This window comes from Arthrobacter sp. SAFR-044 (genome assembly GCF_059414985.1).
In genome coordinates this window covers 1-16,040 of the sequence record NZ_JBPFDN010000019.1, presented here as the reverse complement: position 1 = coordinate 16,040, position 16,040 = coordinate 1, and the positions used below count along the sequence as shown (strand labels likewise).

Sequence of the window (16,040 nt, the reverse complement as noted above, 5' to 3'; positions counted from 1 at the left end):
CTGCTAGTCCCCCTTCGGGGTCAGCCGGAGCAGGCGACGTTGCAGCCAGGTGACCAGGGCGATCATCGCCATGAAGATGATCGACTGGGCGGCGGCGTAGCCGAACTCCGAGTTGGCAAAGGTGCTGTAAATGCGGGTGGACAGGATGTCCAGGGAGCTCTTGGGCGGGTTCCCGGCGATGCCCAGGATCAGGTCGAAGGCCTTGAAGGACTGCACGGTGGTGTAGGCCACCACGATGGACGTGGCAGGGGCCACGAACGGCCAGGTGATGGATTTGAACTGCTGCCATTTGTTGGCGCCGTCCATCTCCGCCGCTTCGTAGAGCTCCCGGGGGATGGCCTGCAGCCCGGCAATGTAGACCACCATCATCTGGCCTGAGTGGAACCACACCTGGGTGACGGCCACCCAGTACAGGGCCTGGGCGTCGTTACCGAGGTAGGCGCCGCCGTCCACCCCCACAGTTCGAAGGACCGAGTTGGCAAGGCCGAAGTTGGGGTCGTAGATGAACTTCCAGATGAAGGCCACTGACACCGAGGACAGGATGGTGGGGAAGAAGAACAGCGCACGGAGCAGGATGCTTCCCCGGGAGTTCTTGGTGAGGAGCAGCGCCAGTACCAGTGAGAAGATCGTCTGCGCGATCACCACCAGCAGCACGAACTTCAGGTTGTTGGTCAGCGCGTTGGTGAACAGCGAGTCCTTGGTGAACGCGCGGATGAAGTTGTCCAGGCCCACGTAGTTGAACGCCGCCGAGAAGCCGTTCCAGTCCGTGATGGCGTACTGGAACGCCTGCAGCGTGGGCATCACCAGGAAGAAGGCGACGACGGCGACTGCGGGCAGCGGGAAGAGGTACAGTGCCGGATTCACCCGGGTGGGGGAGCGGCGGCGCACCTTGGCGGCGCTGGCGGCCTGGTTCTCCGGCGCCTTGCGCTTGGCAGCGGTTCCGGGATGGATGCTCATAGCCGTTCGTCAACAATCTTCTGGGCGGCAGCGGCTGCCTGCTCCGGGCTGGTGCCGGAGATGACGGCCGTGGCGCTGGCCTCCACCGCGTTGCGGACGTCAAGGTTGTTGAACTGGAAGCGGGCGGCCAGCGCGGTCTTCTTCTGCAGCCAGGGGCTCAGCCGCTTCAGGTCCGGGTTGGTGTATTCCACCTTGTCCACGGAAACATGCTGGGCCGTCTGGTTGGCGTAGTAGCCTGCGTTCTCGGGTTCGGAGAGGAAATCGATCCAGGCTGCCGCGGCGGCCTGGTTCTTGCTGGCGGAGTTGACGCCCAGGATGAAGGTGGCGTTGTAGGCACCCTCATATTTGCCCTTGCCGTCGGAGGTGGTGTTGGGGAACACCAGGTCGATGGGGAACTTGGCGCCCAGGCCCCGGACCGCGGCGATGTGGTACGAACCGGTGGCCAGCATGGCGGCCTTGCCCTGTGAGAACAGGTTCTGGGCCGGCTCCACGGCGGTGCCCGTGGCGTTCGGCTGCACGAAGGGCTTCAGGTCCTTGTACTGGTTGAGCATCTTGATGAACCAGTCGTCGGTGCACTTGAGCTTGCCCTGTTCGATCTGGGCGCACATGTCCTCCACCGGGGCGTTGTTGGCGATCATGCAGTTGAACAGCTGGCCGCCGTTTCCCACATCGCCGCCCGGCCAGGAGATGGGGATGACCCCGGCGGAAGCGAGCTTTTCACACATGGCCAGGAACGCATCCCAGTTCTTGGGCGCGATCTCGGCGCCGGCCTTGTCGAAGAGGTCCACGTTGGCCATGGGCATGGGGAACACCACCTGGTAAGGAAGGCCCAGCTGGCTGTCGCCGTTCTGGCCGGCGGACAGCAATCCCTTCTGGTAGTTCTTCACCGCCTGGCTGTCCTTGAGCTCGGTGTAGATCCCGGCTTCCGTGAAGTTCTTGAACTGCGCGCCGCGGAAGGTGGCAAACGCGTCCCCGATGGAGCCGCCGCGCAGTTTCTGCAGGGCCTGGGCGTTGTAGTCGTTGGAGGTGGAGATGTCCTGGGCCACCTCCACGCCGTCGTGCTTTGCAGCGAAGCGCTTGATGAGTTCGTCGAACACCGCCTTGTCCTCGCCGCGCCAGTGGGCGAACGACACCTTGCCGGTCACTGCGCCGGTGGACGGTGCGGCCGGTCCGGAGGCGCCGGCCGGCGAGGTGGAGCCGCCGGGCCCTGCGCACGCCGCCGCCGTGGCGCCGAAGCCCAGGGCTCCGAGAATGGCCATAGCTTGCCTGCGTGAAATCTGACTCACAATAATCTCCTCGTTGAGTGTTGCTGTGCCTTGTTTGCTGCTTACTGCGGAAACGGGTTGCCCCGGGGAGGACGCTGCGGCGGTCGATCTGCGCCTATGCGTGGGCCCTTTGGGTTGAGACGACGTCGTCAACTACTGCGCAGAGGCGCTGCAGCCGGCGGACGGCGTCGGTGGACAGGGATTCGACGACGTCGGGGGCCCCGATGCAGGAGGCCCAGACGGCGCGTCCGGAGAGGAAGCCGCTGGCGCCTTCCAGGCAGGCCCACCGGACGGCGTCGGGGAAGACATCCTCGGGAACGCCGCTGGACAGGACAACCCAGGGGCCGTCGATGGCTTTGGTCAGCTCTGCGCAAGCGGCGCGGACCTCTTCCTCGGATGCCTGGCCCTTGAAGGGGACCTCGGCCTTGTAAAGGTCGGCGCCCAGGCTGCCCAGTTCCTTGGCTGCGGCCAGGATGCCGGCGTTCCAGTCAAAGTCACCACCGGCGAGGGGTTTGCGGGAGACGGGTTCGATGATGCTGATCAACCCGGCGGACCTGCAGCTGTCCACGAATTCGCGGACCATTGCCACGCGGCCCTCTGCGGGCTCGTCCGGGCGGTAGAGCACCAGCAGCTTGAGGGCCTTGACACCCAGGGCCTTGTATTTGTGCGGGTCCACCAGACGGTCGATGGTCACCTCGCCCACCAGTTCGCCGTGTGCGGATTCGAAGTGGTCCGCGGAGGCGATGAGCCCGCAACCCGGGTCCACCACACCGGCTTCGATGGCCTGGTCCAGCGCGAACTGGCGGTCGATGAGGATTCCGGAGGCGTAGGGGGTGAGGATGCGGGCAGCCTCGAGCTTGAAGTCGCGGAGGTCATCGTCTGTGACGGGCTTGTCGGTGTGTTCGGCGAACATGTTGCGCATGGCTTCGCGCTGGTCAACGGCAAGCATCGCGAAGGCGCCGGACGGGCGCTGCAGGGGGGAAAGGTCGGTGTGGCTCATGGGCTGCTTCTTTCAGCTGGTCAGGTTGGAGACGGGGACAGGGGTGATGGACTGGTGCGGAATGGCCGAGCGGCCGTCCAGTCCGCCGCACGAGGCGGAGGCGGTGCGGCCGGCGAACACCGCCGCATCCACCAGCGGGAGGCCGGCGGCGACGGCAGCGAGCAGGGCACCGTGGTACACGTCGCCGGCGCCGAGGGTGGAGACAATCGTGGCGGGGGTGGCCGGGACGTGGACCGGTTCGCCGCCGCGTTCCACAACCCAGGCACCTTGGGAGCCGGCGGTGGCGACGACGGCGGTGGCGCCGTCGTCGAGCGCCTTGCCCAGGAGGGCCTCGGGGGAGAGCCCGGCGCCGTATTCCGCCTGGAGCCTTTCGATGGTGGGCACGTAGAGTGCGACGCCGCGGGGGCTGAAGGCAGGGATGGGATTCCCGGCGTCGACGCTGAGGTTCAGGTTCCCGGGGTTGAAGCCGGGCACCGAGGCGACGGCGTTCCAGCCCAGGTGGTCCACATGGACCCAGGCCGCCGACTGCAGAAGCCCGGCAAAGCGGCTGCCGGCGGGAAAGCTGACGGGCGGGACCGGGCGGGTGACGATGGCCCGGCTTTCGGTGGCTTTGCTCACCACGATCACACTGGCGCCGGTTTTGACGCCCGGATCGCGGATGACGGCGGAGGTGTCCACGCCTTCCGCCTGGAGGCCGCTGATGATGCGGTCTCCCTCTTCGTCGGTTCCCAGGACCCCGGCAAAGGCAGTGTTTGCGCCTGCCCGGGCTGCTGCGACAGCCGCTGTGGCTGCGGGGCCGCCGCCCGCCGTCGCAAAATCCGTGGCCACGGTGCGGCTGTCCGCTGCCGGGTAATCCTGCACCAGGGCGATGGAGTCCAGGGTGGCGCAGCCTACGAAGAGCAGGGTTCCAGTTGACGGTTGGGGCACGTTCCACCTCGTTGTAGTTCCGGCTGGTATTGAAGAAATATACACACGCTATGTTGGAAAAACAACACTTTCTGTATAGTTGTGTTTGGGATGCAACGCCCCGTCCCGGCCCCCTCAACGTAGAGAAACGGAGCAGCTCATGTCATTGCCTTCTGCGGAATCACCCCGGACCATCAGGTATGGCCTTATCGGAGCAGGCCACATGGCCCGCGAACACGTCCGGAACCTTGCACTGATTCCAGGCAGCCTCATCACCGCAGTCTCTGACCCCACTCCCTCGTCCCTGCAAGAGACGGTCGCGGAAATCGGCCATGAGGTGCAGACCTTCGCCACGCACCAGGAGCTCCTGGCTGCGGGCCTGGTGGACGCGCTGGTTATCGCCAGCCCCAACGACACGCACCTGGGCATCCTGAAGGACATCTTCGCCAGCGGCACCGGCCTTCCCGTGCTCGTGGAAAAGCCGGTCTGCACCAGCGCCGAGCAGGCGGACGAACTGGAAGTCCTGGCCGCCAGCTACCCCGCGCCGGTGTGGGTGGCCATGGAATACCGCTACATGCCGCCCGTGCAGGAAATCATCCAGGCGGCCCACAGCGGCAAACTGGGCAACATCCACATGCTCTCCATCGTGGAGCACCGCTTCCCGTTCCTGCACAAAGTGGACGCGTGGAACCGCTTCGCCAAGCGCACCGGCGGCACGCTGGTGGAAAAGTGCTGCCACTTCTTTGACCTGATGCGGCTGATCCTGCAGGACGAGCCCGTCCGCGTCTACGCCAGCGGCGGGCACGACGTCAACCACATGGACGAGGTGTATGACGGCCGGGTGTCCGACATGGTGGACAACGCCTACGTGATTGTCGACTTCAAGGGCGGCCGCCGCGCCATGCTGGAACTGTCCATGTTCGCCGAGGGATCCAAGTTCCAGGAACGAATCTCCATCGTGGGTGATGCCGCAAAGATTGAAACCCTCATCCCGGTGGCCGCCAACCACTGGATCCCCGGGGATGAAGCCGAAGCAACCGTGGAGTTCAGTCCGCGCTCCCCGCTGGGCCCGGAAAAGCACGAGGTCCCGGTGGATGAGGCCGTCCTGGCCGCCGGTGCCCATCACGGCTCCACGTACTACGAGCACCTGGGCTACCGGAAGGCCATCCTGGGCGAAGGCCCTGTCGAAGTGACTGTGGCCGACGGCCTGCAGTCGGTCAGGATGGGCCTCGCAGCGGAACGTTCTATTACGGAAGGACGCCCCGTGGAGCTTGCAAATGCCGTTTCCGGGGTACGTTCATAGAAGAACTTTTGTTGGAAGTCCAACATCCCGCCAGGCTCCTGGCCGGCACATTGGGGAGGGAAGAGCAGCTATGAGCACCGCACGTGACGAGGCGCCGCTGACGCCCCGCCAGCGCACCATCCTGGACGAGCTGGGCCGGAGGGGCTTCATTTCCACGAACGACCTCGCGGAGACGTTCGCGGTCTCTGACATGACCGTGCGGCGTGACACCCGGGTCCTGTCCAAGCGTGGACTGGCCCGGGTGGTGCACGGCGGGGTGAGTGCAGTGGACGGGCATGGCCAGAACGCAGACTTCGCCGCACGGGTACGGGAGGATGCGGATGCCAAGCTGCGGGTGGCCCGTGCCTGCGTATCGCTGATCGGCGAGCGGGATGCCATCATCCTGGACGCCGGCACCACCACGTACCAGATCGCGCAGGAACTTCCCACGTCCTTTACCGGCACCATCATCACGCACTCCGTGCCCGCCCTTCAGCGCTGCCTCCAGCTGACAGCGGCACGGACCATTTGCCTGGGCGGGGAGCTGCTGCTGGACAGCCAGGCCTTCAACGGCCCCATGACGGTCGGCGCGGCGGCAGGCCTGCGCGCCAAGACAGCCTTCATCGGGGTAAGCGGGATCCACGACGAGGCCTTCTATATTGAGCGCGATGTGGAACGCGCCACTAAAATCGCCCTTATGAATTCAGCGGAACAGGTGGTGGTGGTGGCAACCCACCAAAAGATGCTGCGGTACGCGCTGGCGCGGCTCGCGGCCTTGGATGCGGTGGACATGCTGGTGACGGACGTCCCGCCACCTCGGGAAATCGAGCATGCCCTGAGCGCCGCCAACGTGAAGCTGATGGTCGCCGCGTGACGGCCCCGCTCCGCGTCTGCCTGCCCGCCCACAACCTGCTGGACGCACTCACGCCCATTGACGGCGTCGAGTTTGTCCTGTGGGACCTGACCGGACCAGCGCCGGAGGGCCGGCTGGACCTGCTGGTGCCTGGCTACATGGGCAAACCGTCAGCGCTCGCCGCATTGGAAGGCGTTGACGTGGGCCTGGTGCAGAGCCAGTCCATCGGGTACGACGGCGTCGCCGCAGTCCTGCCCGAGGGCGTCACCTTCGCGAACGCGGCCGGAGTCCATGAGACGTCGACGGCGGAGCTCGCCGTGGGCATGATGGTGGCCTCCCAGCGCGGCATCCCGGATTTCGTGCGGAACCAGGAAACCGGAACGTGGGACAACAGCCAGCGGCCCAGCCTGGCCGACCGGCGGGTGCTGCTGGTGGGCTACGGGGGAGTGGGCAAGGCCATCGAGGCCCGGCTCCTGCCGTTCGAAACCGAGGTCACCCGGATGGCCAGCCGCGCGCGGGAGGACGCAAACGGAACCGTTTACGGAATCGACTCGCTCTACGAGCAGCTGCCGCTGCACGAGATCGTAGTGGTCAGTGTTCCGCTGGGTGAGCAGACCCAGCAGCTGGTGGACGCCAAGTTCCTCGCGGCCATGCCGGACGGCGCCCTCCTGGTCAACGTGGCACGCGGGCCGGTAGCGGACACTGACGCCCTGCTCGCCGAAACCTCAAGCGGCCGGCTCCGTGCCGCCCTGGACGTGACGGACCCGGAACCGTTGCCGGCGGACCACCCGCTGTGGACCACTCCGGGCGTGCTCATCACCCCGCACGTCGGCGGCGCCAGCTCGGCCATGTTCCCCCGGATGGTCCGGCTGCTCAGGAAGCAGATCGGGCTGCTGCTGGAGGGCAAGGACCCGGTGAACGTGGTCCTCCCGTAGCCTCAACCCTTAACCGCGTCGGCCCCCGCCCCTATGCTGGGGCAATGTCCACTTTTGAAGTCCGCCGCAGCGCCGTCATTCCCGCTCCCGCAGAGGAGATCTTCCCGCTGGTCAACAACTTCCATGAGTGGACCCGGTGGTCCCCCTGGGAGACGATCGACCCGGGCATGAGCCGCCGCTACTTCGGCAGCGGATCCGGCGCCGGTGCCGGATACGAATGGAGCGGCAACCGCAAGGCCGGCAGCGGCAGCATGGAAATCATGGAGTCCGTACCGTCACGCCTCATCCGGATCCGGCTCCAGTTCACCAAGCCCTTCAAAGCCCTGAACCCCACGTCATTCACGTTCACCCCGGCGCCGGGCGGCACCGAGGTGACCTGGTCCATGACCGGGGAGAACAAGGGCCTGGGCAAGGTGTTCGCGCTGTTCATGGACATGGACAAGATGGTGGGCGCCGACTACAAGCGCGGGCTCGCGGCGCTCGCATCCACCGTTGCGGCCAGGAAGAGCTGAGGTTCCCGTTGGGCACCGTGGAGGACGCGCTGGCCGCGCTGGATGAACCGGACCGAAGCTGCCTGCAGCATGTGGTGCAGATTGCACGCTCTCTGGCTTCCGGTGCCACGGAGGGAATGAGCTACGGCATGCCGGCCCTGAAACTCGAGGGCAAACCGCTGTTGGCGGCCGTCGCGGCAGCCAGGCACCTTTCCATCTTTCCCTTTTCCAGCGCGGTGGTGGAAGCCGTGGCCGGGCAGCTGGAAGGGTACTCGCTGTCCAAGGGGACCATCCGCTTCACCGCGGACCACCCCGTGCCCGACGACGTGGTGGAAGACATTGTGCGGCTGCGGATGGCGGAGATCCGGAAGTAAGAAGCAGACGACGCCGGCCACCACAGCAGGAGGGCAGGCGCCTGCCGGCGGACCGGGACCCTCCTCAGGACTTATGGTCCTTCCTGCAGCCACGCCTGGCCACCTAACGTGAGGCCATGGCTGACACTCTTGAATCCCTTGCAGACTCCTTTAAGAACATGGGCGTCACCCGCGCCTACGGCACCCCCGTGAACCTGGGCGGGGAGGAGATCGTGCCCGTGGCGCTGGTGTCCTTCGGCTTCGGCGGCGGCAGCGAATCGGAGGAAGGGGCCTCCGGCGGTGGCGGCGGCGGGTTCGTTGTGCCACTGGGCATCTACCGGACGGTCAATGGCCGCCCGGCCTTCCGCCCCAACACCATCGTCGTGCTGGTATGCCTTGTTCCCCTCGTATCCGTAGCGGGCGCTGCCCTGCGTAAAGCAATCTGGGTGGCACGCAAGTAGTAGGGAGAAGCCGCTTCAGGGGCGTTTAAATCCCCTATTCCGTAGTGGGATTTTCGGTCCCATAATGGCCTCGTAGACTTCGGGAACCTCCCGCCGCTGTTCGGTGCCACGGCGGACCCAGGGGTTCCAGGCGGCCGCCCCGGCAATCGGCGGGAAGGACGGCCACGACGCCCGGCGGGGGACGGCCGGACCATTTCAGGGGGAGAGCATCGCCATCAAAACACAAGGAGATTCGTCATGCTCAAAGATATGGAAGTCATGGCTGTTTTGCCGGCAAAGGACATAGACAGGGCCAAGGAGTTTTATCGGGACAAGCTGGGACTGGAGCCGGAGCGAACAATGGGCGACGGCGGCGTCGTCTACCGCTGCGGAAAGGGAACCTCGTTCATGATCTACCAGACGGACAATGCGGGTTCGGCCAAAAACACGCAGATAGGGTGGGGTAGCGATGACGTGCAGCGCGATGTGGACGAACTCCGCGCCCGCGGCGTCGTTTTCGAAGAGTACGACATGCCGGGCCTGAAGACCGAGAACGGCATCGCGACGATGGAAGGCGTGGGCCAGGGCGCCTGGTTCCTCGACAGCGAGGGCAACATCCTCAATATCTCCTCAATGCCCGCCTGACAGCCACGCTCCGCACCTTCAAGGAGCATCATTCACAGTACGACGCCGGCACTTGCCGCCTAAAGCACCCGCACCCGGGTGCGTGGCAGCGGCAGGCCGGCGCCGCCGTCGTCAGCGGTACGGAAGGAAGGGATGGCAATGGGTGCGGAAGATGCGGTGCCGGAGACGAAGGGCGTCTCCATGGAGCTTCTGGCAACGGTGGATCTTGCCGGGGAGATTGAGGGCATGGAAGGGCGCCAACTCCGCATGCGGATGGTGACCATCGAACCTGGCGGAGTTTTCGGGCCCCTCCATGACCACGTGGGCCGGCCCGGGACGGTTTACGTCCTGCAGGGGACCATCACGGAGCACCGGGACGGCCTGGTCACCGAATACGGGCCGGGGGTGGGCTGGCAGGAGGACCGCCACACCACCCACTGGCTTGAGAACAAGGGAACGGTGCCGGTTGTCGAAATCTCGGTGGACATCGTCAGCAACCCAGCCCCATAAATGCGCGGCGTGCCGCCCCTGTTGTCCAGCGACTCAGACAGCTGGCTCGCGCCGGCCGAGAACCGTCCTGAGTACGCCGCGCAGGGTGAGCCGGTTGCGCCTGGTAACCGCGACAACGGCGGCGATACCTGCGAGCAGCACCACGATACCACCTGCCGCGACGGACCAGCGGGCGCCGAACTCGCTTCCGATCCACCCCACCAGAGGGGAACCTATGGCTGTGCCGCCCTGGAGGATGGCCAGGTAGAGGGCCAGTACGCGGCCCCGGAACTGCGGTTCCACCGAGAGCTGGATGCTGGTGTTGCAGCTGTTCAGGAAGGTGATGGACGCCAGGCCCACAGGAATCAGGATGACCGCGTACACCCAGAATGTCGGCGCGATGCTGCCCAGGATGGTGGAGATCCCCAGCCCCAGAGCACCGCCCAGCAGGAACCGCAGCCGGGGGCCGGAGCGGCGCGCCGCCAGGAGGGCACCGGCCAGCGTGCCCACCGCCATGATGGAGCCGAGGAGCCCGAACTCGCTGGGTCCCATGCTGAATTCGGTGGTGGCCATGAGCGAGTTGATCACCGGGAAGTTCATGCCGAACGCGCCCAGGATGCCTACCAGGACCATGATCAGCATCAGGTCCGGCCGGCGCCGCACATAACGGATGCCCTCGGCCACTTGGTGCTTGTTCCGCTCTCCCTTTGTAACGGGGGCAGGCTGCGTGGTGCGGATCCGGAACAGCGAGACCAGGACGGCAATGAAGCTCGCGGCGTTGAGGAGGAATACCGGGCCGGTCCCCACCCAGGCGATGAGTACGCCGGCGATCGCAGGACCGGTGAGCCGGGCGGTATTGAAGGACGCGGAGTTCAGCGCTACCGCATTCGAGATGTTGTCCTGGCCCACCAGCTCGGAAACAAAGGCCTGCCGCGCCGGCGCATCCCCCGCGCTGGCCACGCCCAGGCAAAAGGCGGCGACGTAGGCATGCCACAACTGGGCGGTGCCGGTGACCACCAGGAGGCCGAGGGCGAGGGCCGTGAAACCCATGGCCAGCTGGGTCCACATGAGGATGATGCGCTTGCGGTACCGGTCGGCCAATACCCCGCCGTAGGGGCCGAACAGCAGCATGGGCAGGAACTGCAGGCCGGTGGTGAGGCCGACGGCGGCACCTGAGTGGTCGGTGAGGACGGTCAGGACCAGCCAGTCCTGGGCCACGCGCTGCATCCAGGTGCCGATGTTGGAGACGATCGCGCCGCTGGCCCAGATGCGGTAGTTGGGGTTTTCGAGGGCCCGGAACATTGCGCTCATTTGCCGCTCATTTCCTGCATGATGCGGGCCGCGCGGCTGAGGGTGAGCCGGTCATCCTCGCTGAGCCCGGCAACGCGCTGGGCCAGCCAGGCGGTGCGCTGGCTCCGGGCCTCTGCCAAGACTGTCCTGCCGGCCTCGGTGATGGCCACGCGGACCTGGCGGCCGTCGTCGGGATTGGCGGACCGGGTGACGAAGCCCTGGTCGGCGAGGGCGTTGACGATCCTGGTCATGGACGGTGCCTGGACGTGTTCACTTTCGGCCAGTGCCCGAAGGGTGCTGGGGCCGCTGCCGCTAAGCAGGGCCAGTACGGTGTACTGGCCGGGGGTAATGATCTCGCCGGTGGCCTCGACGCGGAGCCGGCGCGAGGTGCGCATCACGGCGGTGCGGAGGTCGATGGCCAGCGTGTCCGGGGCGGTGGGGTCTGCGGTTGCCTGGTTCGTTGTTTGGGTAGGGGACATGTAGATGGATGCGCCTCCTGCGGGCATTTATTAGCAATGCTAATTAGTTCTGCTAACTATTATGCTCCGGCTGGTTGCCGGAGGCAATGGATGCGGATGTGGTTTTGGTGACAGGTCCGGCAGAATGGGGCCGTGACTGGGCGCAGAATTGACGGAAACCGTAAACCCTGGCTGTCGTGGAAGAAGAAACTGAACCTGGCGGTGACTGTCCTGGTCCTCTGCCTGGGCCCCATCATGATCGGCGTGGGCAGCTTCATGATCAATGCCGATGAGGAGCTTGCACGTTCGGGTGTCCAGGCGACCGGAACGATTGTCCACTTCAACGATGTCACCAAGGCGTCCGAGCGCAGGATGCAGGTTGAATTCCCTGCCGCGGACAGGGTGGTCCACCGGACCTTCGCCGCCGTGGACCACGACCAGCATCCCGTGGTGGGCAGCAGCGTTACCGTCATCTATGCCGAAAATGATCCCGGGCGGGCCATTGTGCCCGGCTATGAGAGCGAGGGCGTATGGGTCCGTGGCGTGGGCGTGGTGCTGACGGTCATTTTCGGTATTCTGGGTCTCCTGTTGCTTGCCCTGATCGGCAGCGCTGTTTTGCGGGCCAAGCTGCGGCGGCGCCGCACGCAGCAGGTGGTGTAGCAACAGGCTTGTGGCTGTCCGTGGCTGTCCCTGGCCTGTTCGCTCTAGCCTGACGGGCGTAGGCTGTGCGCACCATGACTGAACAGCAGCCCTATGAGTTGGTCCGGCGCTATCCGCACTTCGAGCTGCGCCGGTATCCGGATTACGTGGTGGCCGAGGTAACCGTGAACGCGACTTTTGACCGTGCGGGCAACGCCGCCTTCCGGTACCTCTTCAACTACATCAGCGGCAGCAACACTGCCCGGCAGAAACTGGCGATGACCGCGCCGGTGATCCAGGAGGCGGGACCGCAAAAGCTCGCCATGACTGCACCGGTGCTCCAAAGCGGCCCGCTGCCCGGGACGGGACAGCCAGCCGAATTCTCGGTCGCCTTTGTCCTGCCCGCCGGAGTGACTGCTGAGACTGCTCCGGTGCCCGACGACCCCAAGGTCAGCGTGCGGGCGGTGCGCGGCTCTCTGGCCGCGGTGCTGGGCTTTTCGGGGAGCGGTTCGGCGTCTGCTTTTGAGCGGCGCAACAACGGATTGCAGTCGGCGCTCACCCTGGCTGGCCTGACTCCGGTAAGCGCGACAAGGTTCGCCCGCTTCGACCCGCCGTTCAAACCCTGGTTCCTGCGCCACAACGAGGTGGTCCAGGACGTGCTGGAACCCCAGCCCGGCGGGGCAGCGCCGCCGTCGTCGTAACGTCCTGCCGCTCCGGACGCCCGCTCACGTCTCTCGGTTCTGGGGCGGACGCCCGCTCACGTCCGGCCCGATCTTCCTACGGTCTGTGTTCGTCCCGGAGATCCTGCGAGGTTTGGCCCTGCATGACCCAGCGGTTGCCGTCAGGATCGCTGAAGTAGGCGAACAGGACGCCGCCTAGGTCCTGAATCTCACTGATGTCCGCGCCCCGCCCGACTAGCTCGCTGCGGACTTCGGCGATGTCGGGAACAACCAGCTGCAGGCCCTCCAGGCTGCCCGGCGCCATGGTGGTCATGCCGGTGCCGATCACCACGGATGTGCCAGAACCCGGGGGAGTCAGCTGCACCACCCGCATGCCCGGGATATGTTCCACATCGTGGTCCAGGACGAAGCCCAGCTTGTCGGTGTAAAACGCTTTTGATCTGTCGACGTCGGAAACTGGGACCTGCACAACCTCAAGGCGCATTTGCATGGAGGCCACTCTATCTTTGGCCTTGTCCCAAGGGAATGCCGGTTGAAAATCCCGCGGACGGATTTGTCCACCCGCAAATTGTTAAGCAGAGGCGCCGAATTGCGACTGTTCTTCCTCAAGGTTTCCTCAAGAGTGCCCGAATGTTGGCTGAGGATCACTAAAGGTTGCACCGACGGGTCCGTAGGGTGCATAAGCTCGGCGGTGACGAGTTTATTCGGGCTATGCAGCAGGCCTGGGATTGCGGGGGCATCATTCTCTGGCCCCCTGTAAATGGGGAAATGAATGTCCGACTATGACACCCTTTTGGGGTTTGTTCCTTCCGCGCCGGCACCGAGGCCGCCCCGGAAACCGCGCTATTCCACTTTCATTGTTGCCGGTATTACCGGGCTCTTCATGCTTTTCGGAGCGCTGAGCGGCGGCATTGGTGGAGCCCTGATTGTCCTGGGCATCTCAACAGCCCTTACCGGTCTCTACGTGCTGCTCACTGGACGGCGCTCCTGGGCGTGGCTGCCCGCGAAACGCAAGGCCGGCGCCGTCGCGATCGCGGCGGCTTTGGCGCTGTTCATCGGTGGCGCTGTCGCGCTGCCGCGCGTTGCAAGCGCGGACCTGCAGGCCGCCTCCTCGGAGCGCACCGCCAAGGCGACGCCAGCGACGGCGAGCCCGACGGCGACAGCCAAGGCGTCGCCGTCGTCCACGCCAAGTCCCACTGCCGACGCCACGGGCGAACCGCTGGATCCGGAGAACCCAAACGTTCTTGCCGCCGGCGTCACCGCGACCGCGCCCAACGCGCAGCCTGCCTACGCCACGAAGGCCCTGGACCTGCTGGCCACCCTCCCCATCAAGGGCCGCGCGCCGAAGACCGGCTACGACCGGGCGCAGTTCGGTCAGGCGTGGGCGGACGTGGACCGGAATGGCTGCGATACCCGCAATGACATCCTCAAACGCGACCTCACCGGCATTTCGTACACGAACAGTGTGCCGTGCAAGGTGCAGTCGGGAACCCTGGCCGATCCTTACACGGGCAAGACCATCAGCTTTGTGCGGGGTTCCGCCACCAGCAGTGCCGTCCAGATCGACCACGTGGTGGCCTTGAGCGACGCCTGGCAGAAGGGCGCGCAGCAGCTGACCGCGGAGCAGCGGACGGCATTTGCCAACGATCCGTTGAACCTGCAGGCCACGGACGGGCCCACGAACCAGCAAAAGGGCGACGGCGATGCGGCCACCTGGTTGCCGCCCAACAAGGGCTTCCGCTGCGAGTACGTTGCCCGGCAGGTTTCGGTGAAGGCGACGTACGGGCTGTGGGTCACCCAGGCGGAGCACGACGCGATTGCCCGGATCCTTGGCGACTGCGCCGGGCAGTTGGCGCCGACAAACCAGCAGGCTCCGGCTCCTGTTGCGGCCGCCCCGGCACCTGCTGCGGTTGCGCCTGCGCCGGCTCCAGCAGCACCCGCGCCGGCACCCGCACCTGCTGCCGTGGCGCCTGCGCCTGTTGCACCAGCGCCGGTGGCCCCGGCTCCTGCGGCGCCGGCACCTGCTGCTGCCTACTACGCCAACTGCGCGGCGGCGAGGGCTGCAGGCGCCGCGCCGCTTTACGCGGGGCAGGCCGGCTATCGTCCCGCGCTGGACCGCGACTCCGACGGTGTCGCCTGCGAGTAGGCACGTTCACGTCCGGTCATTCCGGGCCCTGATTTCTACCACCATCACAAGAACTCCCAGGGGGAAGCATGAAAGAAAAAACCGTTCCAGCGATGGGCAGGATGAAGGCGTCACTTGCTTTGGTTCTACTGACCGGCCTCATGCTGACAGGGTGCGGCGGCAAGCAGGCAGCGACGCAGCCGACCGGGACAGCCACCGCTACGGCTGTCTCGCAGACAACCGAGACCGTCGTAGTGCCGGCCGTGGTGAATCTGACTTTGGACAAGGCCAAAGACCAGTTGGAAAAGCTCGGCTTCACGGTTGAGGCAGTGGATAGTGCCAAGGGCAAGTCGATCATCGTCAAGAGCAACTGGCAGGTGATCTCCCAGGATCCTGCCAACGGGGCACAGGCAGCAAAGGGCTCCACGGTGCACCTCGGCGTCAAGAACCTTGACGATGTGGCAGCGGAGAAGGCTGCTGCTGATAAGGCAGCGGCTGCGAAGGTGGCAGCCGAACAGGCTGCTGCCGCTAAGGCTGCTGCTGAAAAGGCCGCGGCTGACAAGGCCGCTGCAGACCAGGCTGCTGCTGCAGAAGCTGCAGCCGATCAGGCGGCCCGGGACGCAGCCGCCAAGGCAGCGCAGCAAGCGGCAAAGGCTCCAGCCGTCACTGTGCCCAATGTCGGGGGTGCGATCATCTGCAGTGACGGCTACGTGTGGCCGTCCACGACGAGGCAGGGCGCCTGCAGCAAACACGGCGGTATTGCCAAGTAGCCCGTAGTCACCAGTCCGAGCCGTGGGTGCCTCCATTCTCAGGAGGCGCCCACGGCTCGTTCCGTTGGTGGGGTACCGGCGGCACAGCGACGGTCATGGCGGGGTGGGGAGGTGTGCGGGAGCACACATGACGGAATTGCGACGCCGGAAGCCGGCTTGGGTGCCCCGAAGGCCGCTCCTGCCGCGGAATTCCGAGGATTCTCCACCTCCTTCCGCCCGATTTGCGGTGGGGGTTGTGTGCGGGTATTGTTTTCTGAGTCGCCGCCGCTGAAGCGGAAAAATAGCGGCCAACCCCCCCCCTTTTTGAACGGCCTGGAAAATGGTTCGCTTTTATGCGTGCTGTTGGTGGGTGGGGGCTGATCCTGGAGGTTTTTGATCGCGGAAACGTGGTTTGCAAAGCCGGGCGGGATCGGGTAAGTTTGAAAAGTTGCTCCGGAGCGATCCTGAACGAGGGTTTGGGTGGTGCCGGGTGTGTCTGTTGTT

The 16,040-nt window shown here is 65.6% G+C and carries 20 protein-coding genes; 12 read left to right on the top strand and 8 right to left on the bottom strand.

All coding sequences use genetic code 11. From position 1 onward, the window contains the following. Positions 1 to 3 precede the first annotated feature (3 nt). The 4 genes from ACR65J_RS19985 to ACR65J_RS19970 form a co-directional block, all read right to left on the bottom strand. Positions 4 to 957: a carbohydrate ABC transporter permease gene (locus tag ACR65J_RS19985; RefSeq protein ID WP_440172364.1), complete on the bottom strand. Its 954-nt coding sequence runs from the start codon at positions 955 to 957 to the stop codon at positions 4 to 6. Then, positions 954 to 2,216 (bottom strand): ABC transporter substrate-binding protein, encoded by a 1,263-nt coding sequence (locus tag ACR65J_RS19980; RefSeq protein ID WP_440172362.1) that lies wholly within the window; start codon positions 2,214 to 2,216, stop codon positions 954 to 956. The genes ACR65J_RS19985 and ACR65J_RS19980 overlap by 4 nt, the downstream gene beginning before the upstream one ends. A gap of 121 nt (positions 2,217 to 2,337) precedes the next feature. Further along, positions 2,338 to 3,222, bottom strand: coding sequence for an aldolase (locus tag ACR65J_RS19975; RefSeq protein WP_440172359.1), 885 nt, complete (start codon positions 3,220 to 3,222; stop codon positions 2,338 to 2,340). Positions 3,223 to 3,234: 12 nt separating this feature from the next. Beyond that, entirely contained in the window at positions 3,235 to 4,149 is a 915-nt protein-coding gene (locus ACR65J_RS19970; RefSeq protein ID WP_440172356.1) for a PfkB family carbohydrate kinase, read from the bottom strand. Positions 4,150 to 4,288: 139 nt separating this feature from the next. Between ACR65J_RS19970 and ACR65J_RS19965 the strand changes: the two genes are divergently transcribed. The 7 genes from ACR65J_RS19965 (at position 4,289) to ACR65J_RS19935 (ending at position 9,127) form a co-directional block, all read left to right on the top strand. Further along, positions 4,289 to 5,431 (top strand): Gfo/Idh/MocA family protein, encoded by a 1,143-nt coding sequence (locus ACR65J_RS19965; RefSeq protein ID WP_440172354.1) that lies wholly within the window; start codon positions 4,289 to 4,291, stop codon positions 5,429 to 5,431. Between the two features lie 70 nt (positions 5,432 to 5,501). After that, positions 5,502 to 6,284: a DeoR/GlpR family DNA-binding transcription regulator gene (locus ACR65J_RS19960; protein WP_440172352.1), complete on the top strand. Its 783-nt coding sequence runs from the start codon at positions 5,502 to 5,504 to the stop codon at positions 6,282 to 6,284. After that, on the top strand, positions 6,281 to 7,198 hold the full coding sequence (locus tag ACR65J_RS19955) for a 2-hydroxyacid dehydrogenase (protein WP_440172350.1): 918 nt from the start codon (positions 6,281 to 6,283) through the stop codon (positions 7,196 to 7,198). The genes ACR65J_RS19960 and ACR65J_RS19955 overlap by 4 nt, the downstream gene beginning before the upstream one ends. Before the next feature lie 44 nt (positions 7,199 to 7,242). After that, positions 7,243 to 7,710: an SRPBCC family protein gene (locus tag ACR65J_RS19950; protein WP_440172348.1), complete on the top strand. Its 468-nt coding sequence runs from the start codon at positions 7,243 to 7,245 to the stop codon at positions 7,708 to 7,710. Positions 7,711 to 7,718: 8 nt separating this feature from the next. Beyond that, positions 7,719 to 8,063, top strand: a complete 345-nt coding sequence (locus ACR65J_RS19945) for an iron chaperone (protein WP_440172346.1) — start codon at positions 7,719 to 7,721, stop codon at positions 8,061 to 8,063. Positions 8,064 to 8,179: 116 nt separating this feature from the next. Continuing rightward, positions 8,180 to 8,503, top strand: coding sequence for a hypothetical protein (locus ACR65J_RS19940; protein ID WP_440172344.1), 324 nt, complete (start codon positions 8,180 to 8,182; stop codon positions 8,501 to 8,503). A 237-nt stretch (positions 8,504 to 8,740) separates the two neighbouring features. Further along, on the top strand, positions 8,741 to 9,127 hold the full coding sequence (locus ACR65J_RS19935; protein ID WP_440172342.1) for a VOC family protein: 387 nt from the start codon (positions 8,741 to 8,743) through the stop codon (positions 9,125 to 9,127). Between the two features lie 59 nt (positions 9,128 to 9,186). On the opposite strand, the gene ACR65J_RS19930 is transcribed toward ACR65J_RS19935, so the two are convergent. Further along, positions 9,187 to 9,309 (bottom strand): hypothetical protein, encoded by a 123-nt coding sequence (locus ACR65J_RS19930; protein WP_440172340.1) that lies wholly within the window; start codon positions 9,307 to 9,309, stop codon positions 9,187 to 9,189. On the opposite strand from ACR65J_RS19930, the gene ACR65J_RS19925 reads away from it, so the two are divergent. Further along, positions 9,308 to 9,616, top strand: coding sequence for a cupin domain-containing protein (locus ACR65J_RS19925; RefSeq protein ID WP_440172338.1), 309 nt, complete (start codon positions 9,308 to 9,310; stop codon positions 9,614 to 9,616). The genes ACR65J_RS19930 and ACR65J_RS19925 overlap by 2 nt on opposite strands. Before the next feature lie 33 nt (positions 9,617 to 9,649). Here ACR65J_RS19925 and ACR65J_RS19920 read toward each other — a convergent pair whose 3' ends face one another. Continuing rightward, on the bottom strand, positions 9,650 to 10,906 hold the full coding sequence (locus ACR65J_RS19920; RefSeq protein WP_440172336.1) for an MFS transporter: 1,257 nt from the start codon (positions 10,904 to 10,906) through the stop codon (positions 9,650 to 9,652). Beyond that, positions 10,903 to 11,364, bottom strand: coding sequence for a MarR family winged helix-turn-helix transcriptional regulator (locus ACR65J_RS19915; RefSeq protein WP_440172444.1), 462 nt, complete (start codon positions 11,362 to 11,364; stop codon positions 10,903 to 10,905). Before ACR65J_RS19915 ends, ACR65J_RS19920 begins: the two co-directional genes overlap by 4 nt. Before the next feature lie 132 nt (positions 11,365 to 11,496). Between ACR65J_RS19915 and ACR65J_RS19910 the strand changes: the two genes are divergently transcribed. Beyond that, positions 11,497 to 12,003 carry a DUF3592 domain-containing protein gene (locus ACR65J_RS19910; protein WP_440172334.1) on the top strand — a complete coding sequence of 169 codons (507 nt, stop codon included), beginning with the start codon at positions 11,497 to 11,499 and terminating at the stop codon, positions 12,001 to 12,003. A 74-nt stretch (positions 12,004 to 12,077) separates the two neighbouring features. After that, positions 12,078 to 12,683, top strand: coding sequence for an SOUL family heme-binding protein (locus ACR65J_RS19905; RefSeq protein ID WP_440172332.1), 606 nt, complete (start codon positions 12,078 to 12,080; stop codon positions 12,681 to 12,683). Positions 12,684 to 12,759: 76 nt separating this feature from the next. Here the strand turns inward: ACR65J_RS19905 and ACR65J_RS19900 are convergent, their stop codons facing one another. Beyond that, complete coding sequence (locus tag ACR65J_RS19900) at positions 12,760 to 13,152, bottom strand: VOC family protein (RefSeq protein WP_440172329.1); 393 nt, start codon at positions 13,150 to 13,152, stop codon at positions 12,760 to 12,762. A gap of 393 nt (positions 13,153 to 13,545) precedes the next feature. On the opposite strand from ACR65J_RS19900, the gene ACR65J_RS19895 reads away from it, so the two are divergent. Together ACR65J_RS19895 and ACR65J_RS19890 are read left to right on the top strand one after the other, a co-directional pair. Then, positions 13,546 to 14,808, top strand: coding sequence for a GmrSD restriction endonuclease domain-containing protein (locus tag ACR65J_RS19895; protein ID WP_440172327.1), 1,263 nt, complete (start codon positions 13,546 to 13,548; stop codon positions 14,806 to 14,808). A 68-nt stretch (positions 14,809 to 14,876) separates the two neighbouring features. Further along, positions 14,877 to 15,557, top strand: coding sequence for a PASTA domain-containing protein (locus tag ACR65J_RS19890; RefSeq protein ID WP_440172324.1), 681 nt, complete (start codon positions 14,877 to 14,879; stop codon positions 15,555 to 15,557). Positions 15,558 to 16,040: the final 483 nt, after the last annotated feature.